Annotated in this window: 6 protein-coding genes and 14 pseudogenes; 5 read left to right on the forward strand and 15 right to left on the reverse strand. The window is 73.6% G+C overall.

Annotated elements, in window-relative coordinates:
* Nucleotides 1–56 precede the first annotated feature (56 nt).
* The 4 genes and pseudogenes from UK94_RS67525 to UK94_RS27615 all read right to left on the reverse strand — a co-directional run.
* Nucleotides 57–1,654 (reverse strand): ATP-binding domain-containing protein (locus UK94_RS67525; protein WP_235490228.1); only part of this gene is annotated, 1,598 nt, incomplete at its 5' end.
* A 1-nt stretch (nucleotide 1,655) separates the two neighbouring features.
* Nucleotides 1,656–2,391 (reverse strand): annotated as a pseudogene (locus tag UK94_RS67530) (helicase); the annotation flags it as partial.
* A gap of 1 nt (nucleotide 2,392) precedes the next feature.
* A pseudogene (locus UK94_RS67535) lies at nucleotides 2,393–2,771 on the reverse strand (helicase); the annotation flags it as partial.
* A 548-nt stretch (nucleotides 2,772–3,319) separates the two neighbouring features.
* Nucleotides 3,320–3,810 (reverse strand): annotated as a pseudogene (locus UK94_RS27615) (hypothetical protein); the annotation flags it as partial.
* A 411-nt stretch (nucleotides 3,811–4,221) separates the two neighbouring features.
* Here UK94_RS27615 and UK94_RS27620 point away from each other — a divergent pair.
* Nucleotides 4,222–5,256: a nitroreductase family protein gene (locus UK94_RS27620; protein ID WP_055752136.1), complete on the forward strand. Its 1,035-nt coding sequence runs from the start codon at nucleotides 4,222–4,224 to the stop codon at nucleotides 5,254–5,256.
* 10 nt (nucleotides 5,257–5,266) lie between these two features.
* The gene (locus tag UK94_RS27625; RefSeq protein WP_011602772.1) at nucleotides 5,267–6,484 is read left to right on the forward strand and encodes an acyl-CoA dehydrogenase family protein; all 1,218 of its coding nucleotides are present in this window, start codon (nucleotides 5,267–5,269) and stop codon (nucleotides 6,482–6,484) included.
* A 353-nt stretch (nucleotides 6,485–6,837) separates the two neighbouring features.
* On the opposite strand, the gene UK94_RS27630 is transcribed toward UK94_RS27625, so the two are convergent.
* A complete protein-coding gene (locus tag UK94_RS27630; protein ID WP_235490230.1) occupies nucleotides 6,838–8,361 on the reverse strand; it encodes a hypothetical protein in 1,524 nt (507 codons plus the stop codon).
* A 450-nt stretch (nucleotides 8,362–8,811) separates the two neighbouring features.
* Between UK94_RS27630 and UK94_RS67540 the strand changes: the two genes are divergently transcribed.
* From UK94_RS67540 to UK94_RS67555, 3 genes and pseudogenes are all read left to right on the forward strand, one after another.
* A partial coding sequence (locus UK94_RS67540) for a serine/threonine-protein kinase (protein ID WP_235490232.1) occupies nucleotides 8,812–9,315 on the forward strand: 504 nt, incomplete at its 3' end.
* A 1-nt stretch (nucleotide 9,316) separates the two neighbouring features.
* Nucleotides 9,317–9,669, forward strand: a pseudogene (locus tag UK94_RS67545) (protein kinase); the annotation flags it as partial.
* 1,643 nt (nucleotides 9,670–11,312) lie between these two features.
* Nucleotides 11,313–11,798: pseudogene (locus UK94_RS67555) on the forward strand (hypothetical protein); the annotation flags it as partial.
* A 559-nt stretch (nucleotides 11,799–12,357) separates the two neighbouring features.
* Here UK94_RS67555 and UK94_RS67560 read toward each other — a convergent pair.
* The 10 genes and pseudogenes from UK94_RS67560 to UK94_RS67600 form a co-directional block, all read right to left on the reverse strand.
* On the reverse strand, nucleotides 12,358–12,566 hold a 209-nt coding region (locus UK94_RS67560; RefSeq protein ID WP_235490235.1), incomplete at its 5' end, for a hypothetical protein.
* Between the two features lies 1 nt (nucleotide 12,567).
* Nucleotides 12,568–12,787, reverse strand: a pseudogene (locus tag UK94_RS67565) (ABC transporter permease); the annotation flags it as partial.
* A gap of 1 nt (nucleotide 12,788) precedes the next feature.
* Nucleotides 12,789–12,908, reverse strand: a pseudogene (locus UK94_RS67570) (hypothetical protein); the annotation flags it as partial.
* 1 nt (nucleotide 12,909) lies between these two features.
* Nucleotides 12,910–13,759: pseudogene (locus UK94_RS67575) on the reverse strand (ATP-binding cassette domain-containing protein); the annotation flags it as partial.
* Between the two features lies 1 nt (nucleotide 13,760).
* Nucleotides 13,761–14,025, reverse strand: a pseudogene (locus UK94_RS67580) (ATP-binding cassette domain-containing protein); the annotation flags it as partial.
* A gap of 57 nt (nucleotides 14,026–14,082) precedes the next feature.
* A pseudogene (locus UK94_RS75245) lies at nucleotides 14,083–14,164 on the reverse strand (hypothetical protein); the annotation flags it as partial.
* Nucleotide 14,165: 1 nt separating this feature from the next.
* Nucleotides 14,166–14,913 (reverse strand): annotated as a pseudogene (locus UK94_RS67585) (FHA domain-containing protein); the annotation flags it as partial.
* Nucleotides 14,914–15,719: 806 nt separating this feature from the next.
* Nucleotides 15,720–16,058, reverse strand: a pseudogene (locus tag UK94_RS67590) (DUF2993 domain-containing protein); the annotation flags it as partial.
* Between the two features lies 1 nt (nucleotide 16,059).
* Nucleotides 16,060–16,976 (reverse strand): annotated as a pseudogene (locus tag UK94_RS67595) (LmeA family phospholipid-binding protein); the annotation flags it as partial.
* Between the two features lie 463 nt (nucleotides 16,977–17,439).
* Nucleotides 17,440–17,721, reverse strand: a pseudogene (locus tag UK94_RS67600) (short-chain dehydrogenase); the annotation flags it as partial.
* Nucleotide 17,722 lies beyond the last annotated feature (1 nt).

Consider the following 17,722-nt stretch of genomic DNA (forward strand, 5'->3'; position numbering starts at 1 on the left):
CGCCCCGGGCCCGGGTTCCCGACCCGGCGGTCGCCGCCCCGGCGCCCTCGGCACGGTCATTCCTGGTCGAGAGCGCCCAGCACCGGCGGGAGCTCGCCGGAGTAGACGACGCTGAGCGAGCGGGTGGCCCGCGTCAACGCGACGTACAGGTCGGCGAGGCCACGGGTCGGCTCGGTGAGCAGCGCGGCCGGTTCGACGAGTACCACCGCGTCGAACTCCAGGCCCTTGGTCTCCGCCACGCTGAGCACCGCGACCGGCGCGTCCAACGCGTTGCCGGCCGCGCTCGCCGGATCGACCGAGTCCGGGACGACGGCCAGGTCGGGCAGCAGGGCCATCAGCGCCGCCCGCAGCGCCAGCACGTCGCGAGGCCGGGCGATCACGGCCACCCGGCCGGAACCGGCCGCCGCCTCCCGTCTGGCGGCATGCGCGACGGCGGCCAGCAACGGCGCGGACGGCTCGTTCGCGGGAGACGGCGCGTCCCCCAGCAGCCGGGCGAGTCCGGGGACGTCCTCGACGGCGACCTCGCCGACCCGCACCGCCGTGGGGCGGTGGCCCACCGCGCGGACGGACACCGGCGCGGTCAGGCTCGGGTTCTGCGCGCGCAGAACCTCCGCGGCCACGTCCATGATCTCCTGCGGGGTGCGGTAGTTGACGCTGAGCCGTTCCACCGTGAACCGTTCGTCGACGACCGGCGCCAGCAGTTGCGCCCAGCTCGTCGGCGCGCCCGGTCGGGCGGTCTGGGCGAGATCGCCGACGAGGGTGGCCGTCCGTCCGGGGCAGCGACGCCACAGCAGCCGCCACAGCATCGGCGAGACCTCCTGCGCCTCGTCGACGATCAGATGGCCGAACGCCCAGCCACGGTCCTCCCGGGCATGCTCGGCGGCGCTGCGCCGCACCCGCGGACCGGACCACCGGTCGGCGAGCGCGGCCGCGTCGACCTGCCCGTCCAGGCCCAGCATGTCGACCACGCCGCGGGCGTACTCACGTTCCTCCGCCCGTTCCCGCTCGGCGCGCCGGGCGGCCTCGAGGCCCGCCTCCTCCTCGGGGTCGCCGAGCAGTTCGGCCGCCTCGTCGAGCAGCGGCACGTCCGCCGGCGTCCAGCGGCGCCCCCCGCCGGCGCCCCGACCGCCGGCGCCCCGACCGCCAGAGGCCCACCCAGCGGCGGCCGGATCAGCGCCGCCCGCCGGGTCAGCGCCGCCAGCCGGGTCAGCGCCGCCAGCCGGGCCGCCGGTCCGCGGAACCGGAATGCGGGCCGCGCCCGCGGAACCGCCGCCGGAGCCCCCACCCACCCGATCATCCGGCTGGGCGGCGGTCGGGGCGGCGCCGGCGGCGGTCGGGAGCAGGTTGGCCGCGGCGAACAGGTCGTCGGCATCGTCCTCGCCCGCCGTCCGCGAGCCGGCGGCGCCGCCGGACCGCAACGGCCGCGGCGCGTCGGCACCGGGCGCCGCCCGGCCGGGGCGGGCCGGGGCGGCGGCCGGGGGCAGATCCTGCAGCAGGGCGCGTTCGCCCGGTGTCAGCCGGTTGCCCGCCGCCCGGGCCAGCGCGGCCGAGTCGCTGAACAGGTCGCCGATGAGCTGCTGCGGCGTCAGCAGCGGCCACAGCCCGTCGAGGACCGCCCGGATCTCCTCCTCCGCCCACAGGTCGCGGGTGATCTNCCCACGCTCGTCGGCGTCGAGCAGGCCGCCACGGATCTGCCGGACCACCTGGGTGGTGAGCTCGGCCAGCAGCTCGCGCAGGAAGACCCGCCGGGCCGAGTTGTGCGGGCGGCGGCTGCGGCGGGCCCGGGTGCGGGCCCGGGCGACGGTCTCCTGACCGAGCCGCAGCACATGGTCGTCATAGTTGATCACCAGCTCCTGCCGGGGCAGGCGCTGGCGGTCCCGCACCGCCCCGGCGACGACCTCGGCCATCCGCGGGTCGCCCTTGAGGGTGGCGACCTCGACCGGTTCGTCGGCGGTGGCGTCCACCCCGGGAAACAGCCGCCCGGGGGTCGCGAAGACCACGCCGGTCTCGCCGAGGGACGGCAGCACCTGGTCGATGTACCGCAGGAACACCGGGCTCGGCCCCACGATCAGCACGCCGGACTGGTCGAGCCGGGCCCGGTCGTTGTAGAGCAGGTAGGCCGCGCGGTGCAGCGCCACCGCCGTCTTGCCGGTCCCGGGGCCACCGTCGACGACGAGGATGCCGTTCGCCCGGGCCCGGATGATGCGGTCCTGCTCGGCCTGCAGGGTGGCGATGATGTCGTGCATGCGACCGGTGCGCGGCGCCGCGAGGGTCTCCAGCAGCATCGAGTCGCCGGACTGCGCCACCGCGCCGTCCGGCGCCGACCCGAGCGGCCCCAGCGGGTCGTCCGCGATCCCGGTGACCTCCCGCCCCCGGGTGCGCAGGTGCCGGNGGCGGACGAGGCCCTGCGGGTCGGCGAGGGTCGCCCGGTAGAAGGCCGTGGCGACGGGGGCGCGCCAGTCGACGAGGATGGGCTCCTGCTCGCTGTCGGACAGGCCGATGCGCCCGATGTAGGTGCGCCGGCCGTCGTCGTGGTCCATCGCGCCGAAGCAGAGCCGGCCCTCGGCGGCGTCGAGGCGGGCGAGCCGGTCGGCGTGCGCCGCCGCGAACACGTCCCGCTCGACGATCGACTGCGGGGTGCCGGTGCCGACGTTGAGCAGCACCCCGCGCAGCTGCTCCCGGGTGATCTCCCGGACCTCGTCCAGGCGGGTGTACAGCGTGTCCAGGTACGCCTGCTCGCGGGCGCGCTCGACATCCTGCATGGTCGGCACCGGCGCTCCTCCCGGGTCGGATCGGGTTCGATGGCTGATCGGCGCGGGCCGGCTACGCCGGTGGTCGGCCCGCGAAGGCGCATGCCGCTGCGCCGAGACGCCCATGGCGCCCCGGCGTAGCCCGCCGCGCCCCGGTGCGCAGCCGGCACGACAGCCGGGCCGGCCAGGCCGCCGCGATCACCGGCCGCCGACCACGGCCCGCACCTACCGGCCAGGCGCGGACCGGTGAGCCAGGAAGGTAACAGCACCTTCGCCGCGAACCTTCCCGGCCCGCCGCGCAGACCTGTGTCCTGCCGGTCGGACGGCGGATCGGGTGGATCGGCGTGGATCGGATGGGCAGACGACCACGTCGGCGACGACGTCCCGAACCGTACCCGGGGCACGGTGGCCGCAACGCCGCACCAACGCGTGTTACAGATTACGGACGTCAGGCCCGGACGTCAGGCCCGAACGTCCGGGCACCCATCCGTCCGGGCTACCGCAGACACGCGCACGCACCCGGCTGGGACACGCATCCGGCTGGGACACGCATCCGGNCAGCTAGGAGNGGTCGGTGGCCGACTCGCGCAGGTCGCCGACGTCGCGCTCCTGCCGCACCCGGACCAGCGCCGCGACCAGCCGGGGCAGATCGCCGCGGTCGACCAGCTCCAGGAACCGTTGCGGGCTGGTCGGCAGCCCGAGCTCGCCGGCGGTGCGGCGCACCCGTTCGTCGAGGTAGGGGACGAGCTCGTCCCAGCCGGCCTGGGCCTCGCGCAGGAAGATGTCGGCCCCCACCGGGCCGATGCCCTTGATCTTCTGGAGCATCGCGCGCTCGCGGTCCGGGAAGTGGTCCGCGGCCTCACGCAGGTGCCGGATGTCGCCGTCATAGGTGTCTGACAGATAGCGGCTGGCGTCCGCGAGCTGGCGAGAGGCGCTCTCGTCGTAGCGGGCGTAGCCGTTGCGGTGCAGGACGCCCGTGCGTTCCTCCCAGGTCGCCTCGGCCATCGACGCGGCGTCGGTCCAGCCTGCGTCCATGAGCGCGCAGGTGGCCTGGACCGCCNCCGCGGTCCGGATGCGGGCGCTGGCGAGCAGGGCGAAGACGGTCAGCCGGAACATCGCCTCGGCGGTGTCGGCCGGCACGTCGGCACCGATCTCGTCGGCGTACGTCCGCCCGTGGCGGGTGAGCAGCTCGGCGACCACCGCCTCGGGGTCAGTTGCAACCATGCAGAGGGACTACCCGCGCTACCCGCGCCCACTCCGCCGCCGCCGGCCGGCGGCCACCCGCTGCCACCTGGGAGAACCTTTCGTCTCCTTTCGTCGGTACCAGCAGGCGAGGCAGGCCCCGCACACGTGCCACTCGGCTCCCGCGGCCCGGCCGTCGGTCCCGACCTGTGGGTTCCGGTCGGCGCATGCCCCGAACGCGATCGTCCCGCAGGCTGGGGGTAGATACTTGAGGAGAAGGGAGGCTGACATGCCCACCGATGCAGAGCGGTCCGCATCGCTGCCGTTGTCGCCCGGCCTGGCCCGAGAGGTGGTCGCGGCGGCCGCCGCGGCGCCCTCGATCCACAACACCCAGCCCTGGCTGTGGCGGCTCGAGGGGGACGGGCTCACCCTCATCGCCGACAGCTCCCGTCAGCTCGACATCGCCGACCCCGAGGGGCGTCAGCTCCTGCTGAGCTGCGGCGCGGCGCTGTGCAACGCCCAGCTGGCGCTGCGGGTCCGCGGCCTGGAACCGGCCGTCGAGCTCCTGCCGGACGGCGACGACTTCCGGTCGAGCCGCCTGGCCACGGTCACGGTCGTCGGCCAGCGGCCGGCGACCGACACCGAGCGGGCCCTCGTCGAGGCCATCCCCCGCCGGTACACCGACCGCCGTCCCTTCGCCGAGCGCCCGTTGCCCGACGAGGCCGTCGCCCGGCTGCGCGAGGCCGCCGAGGCGCACGGCGCCTGGCTCACCGCGCCGACCGATCCGGACCTGCGGGTGCAGGTCAGCGTCCTGCTCTCGCGGGCCGACTGGATCGAGGAGCACAACGACGACTACCGCAAGGAGCTGGCGTCGTGGAGCCGGACGGCGCCGGCCGCCGACGGCATCCCGCGCAGCGCGGTGGTCCACTCCGACGCGCCTCGCCAGTCCGAGTTCCCGATGCGTGACCTCGACGTCGTCGGCGAGGCCGGCACACTGCTGCGGGATCCCGACGTCGAGCGTCCCGGCATCCTGCTGATCGGAACCGAGGCGGACACCACCGCCGACCGGCTGCGGGCCGGCGAGGCGATGCAGCGGGTGCTGCTCACCGCCACGGCGCTCGGCCTCGCGACGTCGCCCATGTCGCAGGCGATCGACGTCGAGGGCATGCGCGAGCAGTTCCGCGCGGCCACCGGCGGGCTGGGGCACGTCCAGATGATCCTGCGAGCCGGCTACCTGCCCTCGGATACCGAGCCGCTCGGCCCGACCCCGCGGCGGCGGGTCGACGACGTCCTCGACGTCGCCGGCTCCGACGAGCGCGCCTGACGCGGCGCCGATGAGTGGGGGGTTCGGGCTCGATCTGAGCGACGAGCAGCGCCAGCTGCGTTCCTGGGTGCACGGCTTCGCCGCCGACGTGGTCCGCCCCGCGGCGCCGGACTGGGACGAACGCGAGCAGACGCCCTGGCCGATCATCCAGGAGGCGGCCAAGATCGGTCTGTACGACTTCGACGCACTGGCCACGCTGTGGGCGGATCCCACCGGGCTGTCGCTGCCCCTGGTGTCCGAGGAGCTGTTCTGGGGCGACGCCGGGATCGGTATGTCGATCATGGGCACGACGCTCGGTGTCGCCGGCATCGTCTCCGCCGGCACCCCGGAACAGATCGGCGAGTGGGCGCCGCAGTGCTTCGGCGACGCGAGTGACCCGAAGGTGGCGGCGTTCTGCGTCTCGGAGCCGGGCGCCGGCTCGGACGTGTCGGCCCTGCGGGTCCGGGCCCGCCACGACCCCGCCACCGACGAATGGATCCTCAGCGGCCAGAAGGCCTGGATCACCAACGGCGGCATCGCCGCCGTCCACGTCGTCGTCGCGTCCGTGGACCCGGAGTTGGGCTCGCGCGGGCAGGCGGCATTCGTCGTCCCGCCGGGCACCCCCGGGCTCACCGCGTCCCGCAAGATCCGCAAGCTGGGTCTTCGGGCTTCGCACACCGCGGACGTCTTCCTCGACGACGTCCGCGTCCCGGGCCGCTGCCTGCTCGGTGGCCGGGAGCGGCTCGACGAGCGCCTCGCCGCCGCCCGCGCCGGCCGGCGCGCCTCCGGCCAGGCGGCGCTGGCGACCTTCGAGGTCACCCGGCCGATCGTCGGCGCCCAGGCCATCGGCATCGCGCGCGCCGCGTACGAGTACGCCCTGGACTACGCCCGCGGGCGCGAGCAGTTCGGCCGGCCGATCATCACCAACCAGGCGATCGCCTTCGCGCTCGCCGACATGCGGATGGAGATCGACGCGGCCCGGCTGCTCATCTGGCGGGCCGCCTGGATGGGTCACAGCGGCCGGCCGTTCGAGGCCGGCGAGGGATCGATGAGCAAGCTCAAGGCCAGCGAGGTCGCGGTGTGGGCGACGGAGAAGGCGGTGCAGATCCTGGGCGGAGCCGGCTACAGCCGTGACCATCCCGTCGAGCGGATGTTCCGCGACTCCAAGATCTACACAATCTTCGAGGGCACGTCCGAGATCCAGCGGCTCGTCATCGCCCGGGCGATCTCCGGCCTGCACATCGCCTGACGTCGCACCGGGGTATTTCTCCGAAAGCCGCCGAGATACGGGGTCTGCACGGTCACGTGGCGGTTTGATCGCACCAGACCGGGTCGCTCACGGCGGCGCCCGACGTTCGGGGGCGTCGCTGGCCCGCCGGCGGCGGCCCGGTCCCAACCCGGGGGGTCCCGGGGGCGCCGACCACCACGGGGTCCCCGGGGACTCCGAAGACGCCGGGGACTCCGGCCCCCCGCCGAGATCGTCCGCGGCCTCTGCTTGTCCGGAGGCTTTCGTGTCCGGTTTATCCCTCTGGATAGGCGGGAGGACGGCGACAGCGACGGCGGCTTCGGGCTGGGCGCAGCGGTTCGGGCGGGGCGGGTCCGTCAGGGGGTCGCGGGGCCGGGGGCGCTGACGTAGGCGACGCTGGCGTAGCTGTCGGCGGGGCGCCCGGCGGCGTCGACGCAGCGCACGGCCACCGTGACGGGCGTGGGCGCGCCGCCGGCGGCCGCGGCGGCCGGGAGTTCGGCCGCGGCGCAGCGGGCGGTGGGCTCGCCGTACGGGGTCACCTGGAGCGAGCTCGGGGTCCGCGAGATCCCGGGGAAGGTCACCTGGTAGCGGCCGACCCCGAGCCGGCTGATCTGGTTCGTGGCGCCGGTGCTGTTCGCCGAGTACCAGGCCCAGGCGTTCACCGGCGGGCCCGGCGGGACCTGCTGGATCGGCCCGCCGGGACGGGTGATGCCCGTGAACGCGTGGCCGAAGCTGGCCGCACCGGTCGGAATGAGCGCGTGGCCGCTGGTGTAGAGCAGCACGAACGGGCTGTCCGTCCAGACCGACCCGTGCGCGCAGCCGACGAACACCGACTGGCGGTCCGTCTTCACCACCCGACCGAGGGCGTTGCACCCGACAGGACCGTCACCGAGCGCGTTGACCTGCAGGTTGTTGCCGTTTTTCGCGAACGCCGGCCCGGTCAGGTCGACCGTGTAGTGCCCGGCGTCGACCCGGTGGACCTCGATCGTGCCCGGCCCGCTGACGCTGTAGGCGTTCGTCGGGCGGGAGGTGGCGGCCGACGCGGAGTCGGACCGGAGATAGGCGTACGCCCCGACCGACGACGGCTGCGGGGACGCGGTGTCGGAGGACGACGCGGTGTCGGAGGACGACGCGGTGTCGGAGGACGACGCGGTGTCGGAGGACGACGCGGTGACCGGGGTTGCCGCGCTGGCCAGGGGCGCCGGGCTGACCGGGGACGCGGGCCGGGTCGGGATCGGGGTCACCGATGCGGTGTCCGGCACGTGGGTGAACAGCGCGGTGAAGGCGGAGTCGGCCGGCGCCCCGGCGGCGTCGCGGCAGGTCAGGTCGACCTGCTCGTCCCGGCCGGCGGCGCCCCAGCGCACGACGTGGCAGGAGACGACCGGCGTGGTGGTCGTCGCGGCGGCCCCGGCCGGGTCCAGCGCGGTCACGATCGCCGCGCCGCGCCCGGCGGCCACGGCGATACCGGGAAAGGTGACCCGGTAGCCGCCGGTCTGCCGCCGCGCGACCGTGACCTGCGCGGCGGCGCCCGACCCCCCGGCGGTGCGCCAACTCCCGGCGCTCCGCGCCGGCGGGACCGCCGTGGGCGCGGTCCCCGCCGGCCCGGCCGCGGTCGGCGCGGTCCCCGGGGCGCCGGCGGGTGTGACGCTGGCGAAGCCCCAGACCGGCGCCGAGGCCGCCCCGGCGCTGCCGGTCGGCGTGGTCGAAGGGGACTGCGCGGCGCCGCGGAGGCGCTCCGAGTCGGACTTCGCCGTACGGGCCGCATCCCGGGACCGGCCGTCGCCGCGGTGGCCATCGTCCGAGCAGGCGGCCAGGGCGAACAGCGCCGCCGCGCAGCCCAGTGCGCCGGCGACCCGCGTCACCCGCGCCGCCCTGGTCACCCGAGCTGCCTGAGCTGCCTGAGCTGCCTGAGCCACGGCTGCCCGGGCTGCCCGCGCGACCAAGACGGTCTGGCCGACCCGGGTGGACTGGCCGGACTGGGCGGACTGGGCGGCCATCCTCGCCATGCGGTGCCTTTCCTCGCGTCCAGATCTCGCTCTCGCGTCCAGATCTCGTTGCCACGACAATGGCACATCCCGGGCGTAGGGAGCCGCCCGAGACCGGCCCGAACCCTGTCAATCCGCTGACAACCAGGTCGGAAGGGCAGTCGGAGCCCCGACAGTCCTGCAACAGGGGACACTCCCCTAAGCTTTTCCCATGTGATCCGCCGCGTCGGCGGGTCGGGACACCATGATCGATCAAGGGTCGGTGCGCGACACCGGCGGGTCCGCGCCCGGCGCGGCGCCCCGCCCGGACCGCGGTCGGCACGCGGCAGGCAGGGGTACAGGTCGATGGCGTCATCGGATGCTGGTGTGGCGGCGCGCGCCGTTCCTCTCGGCCCGGACGACCCCCGCGAGCTCGGCTCGTACACGCTGCTGGGCAAGCTCGGCCAGGGCGGCATGGGCATGGTCTACCTGGGACGCTCGGAGAAGGGCCGGCTCGTCGCGATCAAGGTGATCCGGACGGAGGCGGTCGGCAACCCCGAGTTCCGGGCCCGGTTCCGGCTGGAGGCGGAGACGGCCCGGCGCGTCGCCCGGGTGTGCACCGCCGAGGTCCTCGACGCCGACCCCGACGCCGAATGGCCCTACCTCGTCACCGAGTTCATCGAGGGCGAGACGCTGGCGCGCTACGTCCAGCGCAACGGCCCGCTCGCCGACGCCAACCTGGAACAGCTCGCGGTCGGCGTCGCCGCGGCCCTCACCGCCATCCACAGCGCCGGAATCGTGCACCGCGACCTCAAGCCGGCCAACGTCATCCTCTCCCCCTTCGGCCCCAGGGTGATCGACTTCGGGATCNCCCGGGCCGTCGACGCCGGCAGCGGCCTGACCGGCGACCTGCAGCAGCTCGGCACGCCCGCGTTCATGTCCCCCGAGCAGATCGAGAGCCAGCCGATCTCCTCCGCGGTGGACATCTGGGCGTGGGGCGGGCTGGTCGCCTTCGCGGCCACCGGCCACTACCCGTTCGGCGACGCCTCCGCCCAGGTGCTGCTCTACCGGGCACTGCACGAGGAACCGCGCCTCGACGACGTGGACCCGGCCCTGCGCCCGATCGTCTGGCTCGCGATGCGCAAGGACCCGGCCACCCGGCCCACCGCGCAGCAGCTCATGCTGCGCCTGCTCGGCGACCCGTCTGGCACCGGCCCGGACGCCNCCGCCGCCGTCGACCCGCAGGACGTCACCAACGTCCTGCAGGGCTGGAACCTGCCCGCCCCATCCCCGGCCGGCCCTGGCACCAGCGGCCCGACCGCGGGCGCCGTGGGCACCGGACCGGCGGCGGACGTCGGCGGGCGCGGGGTGGCCGCCGCGGCGGCGGGTGCCGGGACGGGCGCCGCCGCCGGGTACACCGCCGACCCCGACGCCCCGACCAGGCTGCCGACCGGCCTCGGCGCGCCGGTGCCGCCGCGGACGGCGGGCGACGGGACCGTCGCCGGCCAGTCCCCCACCCGGGTCGGCGCCGAGGCCGGCGGGCCGTCCTGGCCAGGCGGGCCCGGAGGAAGCGGCGGTGCGGCGTCGCCGCCCGGCGGCGCGGGTGCACGCGGCCACAGAAACCGCGTGCCGCTGCTCGTCGGCGGCGGCGTCGTCGTGGTCGGCGCGATCCTCGCCGGCATCCTCGCCCTGACCTCCGGCGGCAGCGACGGCGGCAACTCCGCCGCAACGGGCAGCAGTCCCAGGCCCGCCGCCTCCGCAGGGGCCGCGTCCACCGGGGCCCCGTCCGCGCAGCCCGGCGCGTTCACGCTGCCCCGCTCGCCCGAGCCGCTGGGCCGCGACACCGTCGTCTACGCCTCCAACCGCAACGGCAACTACGACCTGTTCCGCGGCGACGTCACCGGCGACGGCGGCCTCCAGAACGACAAGCCGCTGCTCACCGGCCCGGACAACGACATGCTGCCGGCGATCTCCGGTGACCGGAAGACGGTCGTCTTCTTCAAGAAGGGCAGCCCGAACACGCTGCAGGCGATCGCCGCCGACGGCACCGGCAAGCCCGTGCAACTGTTCACCTCCGGCCCGGCGGCCAACCTGACGATCGCCAACGATGCCCGGCCGTCCCTCTCCCCCGACGGTGAGTTCCTCGTCGTCCGGTCAAGTACCGACGAGAAGCGCGACCAGAATCCAGGCCTCTACATCGTCCGGCTCGACGGGTCGAGCGTGCGCAGACTCAAGACGAAGCCGCAGGCGACCGATCCGGCCTGGTCGCCGGACGGCGAGCGCATCGCCTACTGGTCCAACAACGCCGGCGGCGATCGGGGCTTCGTCGTGGTCATCTCCGTCGAACCCGACGCCGTCGCACAGCCGGTGATCAATGACAAGCTGACCACCGACTCCGACCCGGTCTGGTCACCGAACGGCGACAAGATCGCTTTCACTCGAGAGCAGAACGGCGACCTGGAGATCTTCGAGATGGGCTCGGACGGCTCCGACGTCCGCCAGCTCACCCACGCGCGCGGCGACGACCAGGACCCCGCCTTCGGCCCCGACGGCCGCATCGTCTTCTCCGGCCAGCGCGACCCCGCCAACCCCAACGCCCGCCAGCTGTTCGTCCTCAACCCGAACGACCCCGCCGCCGGCGACCGCCAGCTCACCACCCTCGGCGGCTTCAACGGCCACGCCCNCTGGAACGCCGGCTGACCCAGCCCGCGCCCACCGCCGGCCGGCCCGTCCTGCTTATCCAGAGGGATTTTTCGGACACCTAAGCCTCTGGATAAGCGGTAGAGCCTGTCCACAGGCCGGCGAGTTGTCCACAGATGGCGTACAGGTGGGTTCCGCGGGGGCGCGTCCGAGCCCACACTCGGGACGTGGCCCAGTCCTACGAGAAGGTCATCGCGCTGGCCCGCCGGCAGGACGACATGGTCCTGCGCCGAGATGCTCGCCGGCTCGGCATGTCCGACGAGGCGATCAAGCTGCGGCGACGGCGGCACGGCTGGACGTCGCCCATCCGCGGCACGCTGTTCGTGCCGCCCGTTCGCGACGAGCTGCGAGCCCATGCTCGGGCGGCCCTCGCCATCGCCGGTGGCACGATTTGCGGGCGCACCGCCGCCCGGCTGCACGGGCTGCCCGGGCTCCTGCTGCGACGGCCCCACGAGCCGGTCGACATCGCACTGCCCGGAGAGGGAGACAATCGGCAGCGGCGCGGCTACCTCCGGCACTGGATGACGACGCCCGACGCGGAGACCGTCGATCTCGCCGGCATCCGAACGAGCACGATCCGGCGCACTCTTGAGGATCTGGCGTTGCTGTGCGATCGCGACGTGTTCGTCAGCGTCCTCGACGCCATGCTCCAGNAGGAGCACCTGACCCGCGACGAGATCCTCGACCTGCGCGTGCGGGTGACAGCACGTCGCCATGGCGACCGGGCGGAACGCTGGTGGTCGCAGATCGACGGGCGAGCAGAGTCTCCGCTGGAAACGCGAGTCCGGCTGTTGCTCGATGATGCTGGCCTGCTACCCGACGAGCTTCAGTGGCTGGTCCGCGATCCCTCGTCGGGGCTGCCGCTGGCCAGGCTCGACTTCGCCTGGCCGTCGCTGCGCGTGGCGATCGAGACGGACGGCGCCGGACCGCACGGTGAGCCCACGGCGCTGTACCGGGACCGGACCCGGCAGAACGCGTTGGTTCGCCTCGGCTGGAACGTTCTGCGCTTCACCTGGCGGGATGCGATCTATGAGGCGCGGGGGCTCCGGGAGACCGTACGCGCCGCCCTCCGTCGGGCTGCGTCGACGCGTCTCCCGGCGGCGGGCGGCGGCTACGCCTGAGGTGAGCCAGCCGCCGGTGGACCTTCCTGCTTGTCCGGAGGGCATCGGCGTCCGAATTATCCCTCCGGACAAGCAGGAGAAGGGGCCGTGGCTAGCGCGGGGGGCCGCTGACGGGGGCGGCGGGGGCGCGCTTGACGGTCTTGGGGTCCATGCGGCGGATCAGCAGGGAGGTGAAGATGATGAACAGGATGCCGATCACGGCGCCCGCGACGATGTCGGTGAGGTAGGCCGACGCCGTGTGGTTGTAGAAGGGGTCGACGACGACCTTCGGGTTGATCGGCTTGTGGTTGTCGGGGCGCANCACGCCGGCGAGGGTGATGCGGTTCATGTCCGCGATCGACGACATCGACGCGAACCCCCAGCGGGCCGGCGCGATGTAGCTGACCTGCTCCAGGCCCGCGGTGCCCTTGACCGGCACGATGCCACCGCTGAAGATCAGCTGGGCCATCGTGATCAGGACGAGCAGGGGCATCGTCTTGTCGGCGTTGTCGACCAGCGCCGAGATCACCAGGCCGAGCATCNCCGAGGCCAGCGACACCACGATCACCGCGATCAGCATCTCCAGCAGCGAGTTGCCGAGGATGAGCCCGGCCTTGGGCGTTCGCCCGGCCAGTCCGATCAACGTGAACGGGATCGACTGCGNCACCGTGATCACGATCAGGACGAGGACCTTCGACCCGATGTACGCCGTGCGGGACAGGCCGATGGCTCTCTCCCGGCGATAGATCGCCCTTTCCTTGACGATCTCGCGGACCGAGTTCGCCATGCCCATGAAACAGGCACAGAGCACCATGATCAGCAGGATCGTCGGGCCGTCGGAGTTCGGCGAGAACTGTTTGGCCTGCTCGGCCGTCAGGTCGAAGTTCCCGCCGATGGCTCTGGGTATCAGCCCCAACAGGAACGGGAACGCGATGATCAGCCGCAGGTAGGACTTGTCCGACGCCACGACGGCCATGGTTCGGCGACTCAGCGTGACCAGCTGGGAGGCCACCGACTGCTGGCGCAGCGAGGGCAGTTCCTCCGGCGCCGGCCGCGCCGACGGCGCGGTGATCGATGCCGGCACGTAGTACCGCGAGTTGCGGAAGCGGGCCGCCGACTCGGCGCCCGGCGTCGCCTCCAGGTTGAGGAAGACGTCCGGGTAATCCCGCTTGCCGAAGAAGGTCAGCGCGTCCTGGGGCGGTCCGAAGTAGGCGACGTACCCGCCAGGAGCCAGGACCAGGATGTAGTCGCACAGGTCGAGCTGGGCGACGCTGTGGGTGACCACGATGACCGTCCGGCCGTCGTCCGCCAGCTTGCGCAGCGACTCCATGACGTTCTTGTCCATGCCCGGGTCGAGCCCGGAGGTCGGCTCGTCCAAGTAGAGCAGGGTCGGGCGGGTCAGCAGCTCCAGCGCCACCGAGGTCCGCTTGCGCTGGCCACCGGACAGCCGCGACACCTGGGTGTTCGCGTGCTGGGTGAGGCCGAGCTCGGCCAGGACCTCGTCGACGCGGGTGNGCCGCTCCGCCTTCGTGACGTCCGGTGGGAAGCGCAGCTCGGCGCCGTACTCCAGGGCCTTGCGCACGGTGAGCGAGGTGTGCAGCAGGTCCTCCTGCGGAACGTAGCCGATGCGGCGCCGCAGTTCGTCGTACTCGGAGTACAGATCACGGCCGGCGTAGCGGACGGTCCCCTTGTCCGCGGGCCGGAACCCGGTCAGGGCGTTGAGCAGGGTCGACTTGCCGGCGCCCGAGGGCCCGACGACGCCGAGCAGCGCCCGGCCGGGNAGCTTGAACGTCATGTCGTGCATGAGCTGCTTCTGGCCGGCCCAGACGTTCAGGGNGTCGGCCTCGAAGCTGACGTCGCCGGAGTCGATGTACTCGACGAGCTGGTCGCCCTCGAGCTGGAAGACGTGGTGACCGACGNCGATGACGTCGCCCTGGCCGACCTCCGTCCGGTTGATCCGGCGGCCGTTGACGAACACGCCGTTGGCCGAGTCGAGGTCGGCGATCTGCAGGCCCGACCGGCCGATGTAGAGCTCGGCGTGCCGGCGGGAGGCGAGCAGGTCGGTGATGACGATGTCGTTGTCCCGGGCGCGGCCGATCGACATCGTGCCCTGGCGCAGGCGGTAGGTGGTGCGCCGCTCGTGCTCCTGCTCGAGGCTGGTCGAGCCGCTGGAACGCTCACCGCGGCGGCGGTCGTCGTAGTCGTCGTAGTCGCGCCCGCGCTGCGCCGGGCTCGTCGGCCCCTGGTGGCCGCGGCTGCCCCGCCCCGAGGTGGGCCGCGGCGGGCTGTAGCCGGCGGCGTTGGGCAGCATCGTCTGCATGTCGTAGCCGGGGTCGTAGGCCGGCTCGTCGATCGGGCCGCGCCCCTGCGGGAACTCGGGGTGGACGACGACCTCGGGCCCCGTGGGGGTCCCCAGCCGCAGCCGCACCTCGTCGTGCACCGGCACCGACTCGGGCATCCGCTGCCCGTCGATCCAGGTGCCGTTGGAGCTGATGTCCCGGACGACCCAGCCGCTGCCGGCCTGTTCGAGGAGGAGGTGACGGCGAGAGACCCGGCTGTCGGCGATGACGTAGTCGGCGGTCCGGGCACGGCCGATGATGAACTGGGCCTCGGCGGGCACGGTGGCCGCACCGGCCTCGGTGACGACTCTCAGGAAGGTCGTCTGCACGTGTTTCCCCCTTCGCGACGGGACGCTGGCCGGGTTGTCCCGCCGAACTCCACCTTGTAACTACGCCAGGTCGTGTCACCAAGCCGAGCGATGTCAACGTTTCGAGNGGCGCCACCGGGGTGACCGATGACGCCACGCCGAGCGGTCACGCGGGTTGACCGATCATGCCGGATGTCCGATCGTAGCGTCGTGGGATGACCTTGATCCACCCCGGGTGACGGTTGACCGGCCAGCCGTACGGCGTTCCCGCCGTCGCATTCGACCTCTGGACATGTCTCGGTTTCCTGCCGCCTCTTGATCCTTCGATATGCCGGCTGCCTGCACGGACCTTCTCCGCTGTCGGCCCAGGTCGGGCCGCCACCGCGGCGGCCGTGCCACGGGGACGAGGGTGACGACGCGCGACTCCCGTGCGGCACCCTATGAGAATGCCGGTCGATGAGCCTCGACAGTGGCATCTGTCGCAGATCCGACCGAGGGGGNCGCCGGACGGATTCGGGCGCCTGACCGTCCGTACCCAACCGATGNACATGGCGAGCCCACCAGGACCGCGGCCGCTCGCTTCGCGTCCAGGAAATGCCTGGGTGCGCGCCCTGCACCGGCGCAAGGCCGGNCTGCGCCCAGCCGGCTGCGACGGGCGGCCGAACGACCGCGGACGGTCCGGGCCGACGCCCGCGGCGGCGTCGAGGCGGGAGGCGCCCGAACGCTCGGGCAGGTGACGCCCCCCGGGACACCCCGAGAATGTGACCGGAATCATGCCCGCCCGGGGAAGATCGGGTCGCGGGCGGGCATGGTCATCGGCAGGCGGGTCAGGATGCCGGGAGAACGACGTCCTTGGCCGTCGCGGTGAGCGACAGCCCGGTGGCGTTCGTCGACGCCTTGACTATCTGCAGGTGGAATGGCAGCCCGGACACCGGGATCGGGATCGGGACCTTGAACTGGAAGGGGATGCTGAAGTTCAGACCGCCCGCGATCGACAGCCCGGACGGGACCAGGGTGAGCTGGTTGTCGTTGACCTCGAACGTGGTGATACCGGCGATCTGCGTGCTGCCCAGCCCGAACAGGGCGTCGGTGGTGCCGCTCAGCTCGACCTTCTTCCCGCCGTCCACCGGCTTGACCTGGAACTTGACCGCCTGCTTCGCGAGGAANGCGTTCAGGTCGGCATAGGTGATGCCGACGGTGGCCCGCACGTCGTCGACGGGGACCTGCCCCACGTTGTCGGTGAGCGCGTCCCCGAGGGGGACGTGCACGCCCTTGAGGTGCGCCTTCACCGAGGAGATCTTCGGCCCGGGAGTGGGGATGCCGTCGATGCCGACGCCGATGTCGTCGAACTTGCCGAACAGCACCTGCGTGATGAAGGGGAACCCGCCGATGCTCACGCTGGTCACCTTCGGCACCGGGTCGCCGGGCTTGAGGTTCTCGGCGACGGACGCCTCGACCTGCTTGCGCATCTGCCCCTTGGCGATCACCACGCCGACCCGGTCGCCCACGACGAACAACACGACCAGCACGACCAGCACGATCGCCAGCAGGCGGCCGCGCCGGCGCCGCCGTGGCGGCTTCGCGGCGGCAGCGGCACCGGCCGGCGGCCCGCCGGGGCCGTACCCCTCCCGGCCGGCCCCGCCGGCGCCGTACCCGTCCAAGCCAGCGCCGGCGGGGCCGTCCTGGCCGATCGCCGCCCCGAATCCCGGGTCACGGGCAGGCTGCTGCCCGTAGCCGGACTGGTCGTAGGCAGTCGGAGCAGGGCCAGGCTGCGCGTACCCGGACTGCTGGTGCTCGGACCGCGGGTAGCCGGGCTGCGGACTCCCGGGCTGCGGACTCCCGGGCTGCGGGTAGCCGGGCTGCGGGTAGCCGGGCTGCGGATCCTCGGGTCGGGTCGAACCCGGCCAGGGCTGGCCGGCGGCCGCGACACCGCCACGATCAATGATCATGGTGCCGTCGGTGCCGTCGGTGCCGTCCTCGGGATCGGCCCAGCCGGGCGCGGCCTCGCCTCGACGGCGCACGGCCGCCGTGCTCGTCGTCGGTGCGACGGGCCGGTCGTGGGGTCCGGAGCCGGCGGCGTCCATCGGGCGCACCGGCCGGAACGACTCGGCCGGCGGGGGCGGGCCCGACGGACGGAACGACTCGGCGGGCGGGGGCGGCCCGGACGGCGCCCCCGGTCGGACAGCGCGCTGCCCCGCCGCCGGCGCCGCGCCCGCCGACCGCGTCCCCTCACCGTCGGAGGGCACCACGCGCGTGCTGTCCGCCGCCTGCCCGTCACCGTCGCGTCCGTCGTTCACCGGACCATCTCCTGCCAGTACCGCGCCGGAGCNCGCCGTCGCTGTGTGGTCTTGCGCCTGGTGGCTGTCATGCACCAGGTTCTGCCGGATCGTCGCACGTTACGTGCGTCTGGCAGGCCCACGGGTCCGATCATCCCGGATCAGGCTTGTCGGATTACCGACCCTCACCCGAATCGAGCCGGAACAGGCACCTTCGGTGCTGGTCCGGCACGGTCCGGCACGCACAGCTCACACCTCCAGCGGAAGCTGNGCCACCGCGGTGTCCCGTCTGACCGGTGCCAGCCGGAACACGTCGCCGCGCGGCGCCGCGAACGCCTGCCAGAAGTGGTCCGCGACCTGCGCGGGACGAAGCGGGCCCGCCGGGCCCACCCGTCCGTCGAGGACGACCGTGCGCAGCCGGATCCCGCGGGCGGCCAGCGTCGGGCGCAGCGCCTCGGCGAGCGCGGCCAGCCCCGCCTTGCCGACGGCCAGGGCGAAACGGCCGGCCACCGGTTCGGTACGCGGGCCCGCCGTGGTGAGCAGGATCGTCGCGN

The sequence above is a fragment of the Frankia sp. AvcI1 genome, from assembly GCF_001420875.1.
GTDB lineage: Bacteria > Actinomycetota > Actinomycetes > Frankiales > Frankiaceae > Frankia > Frankia alni.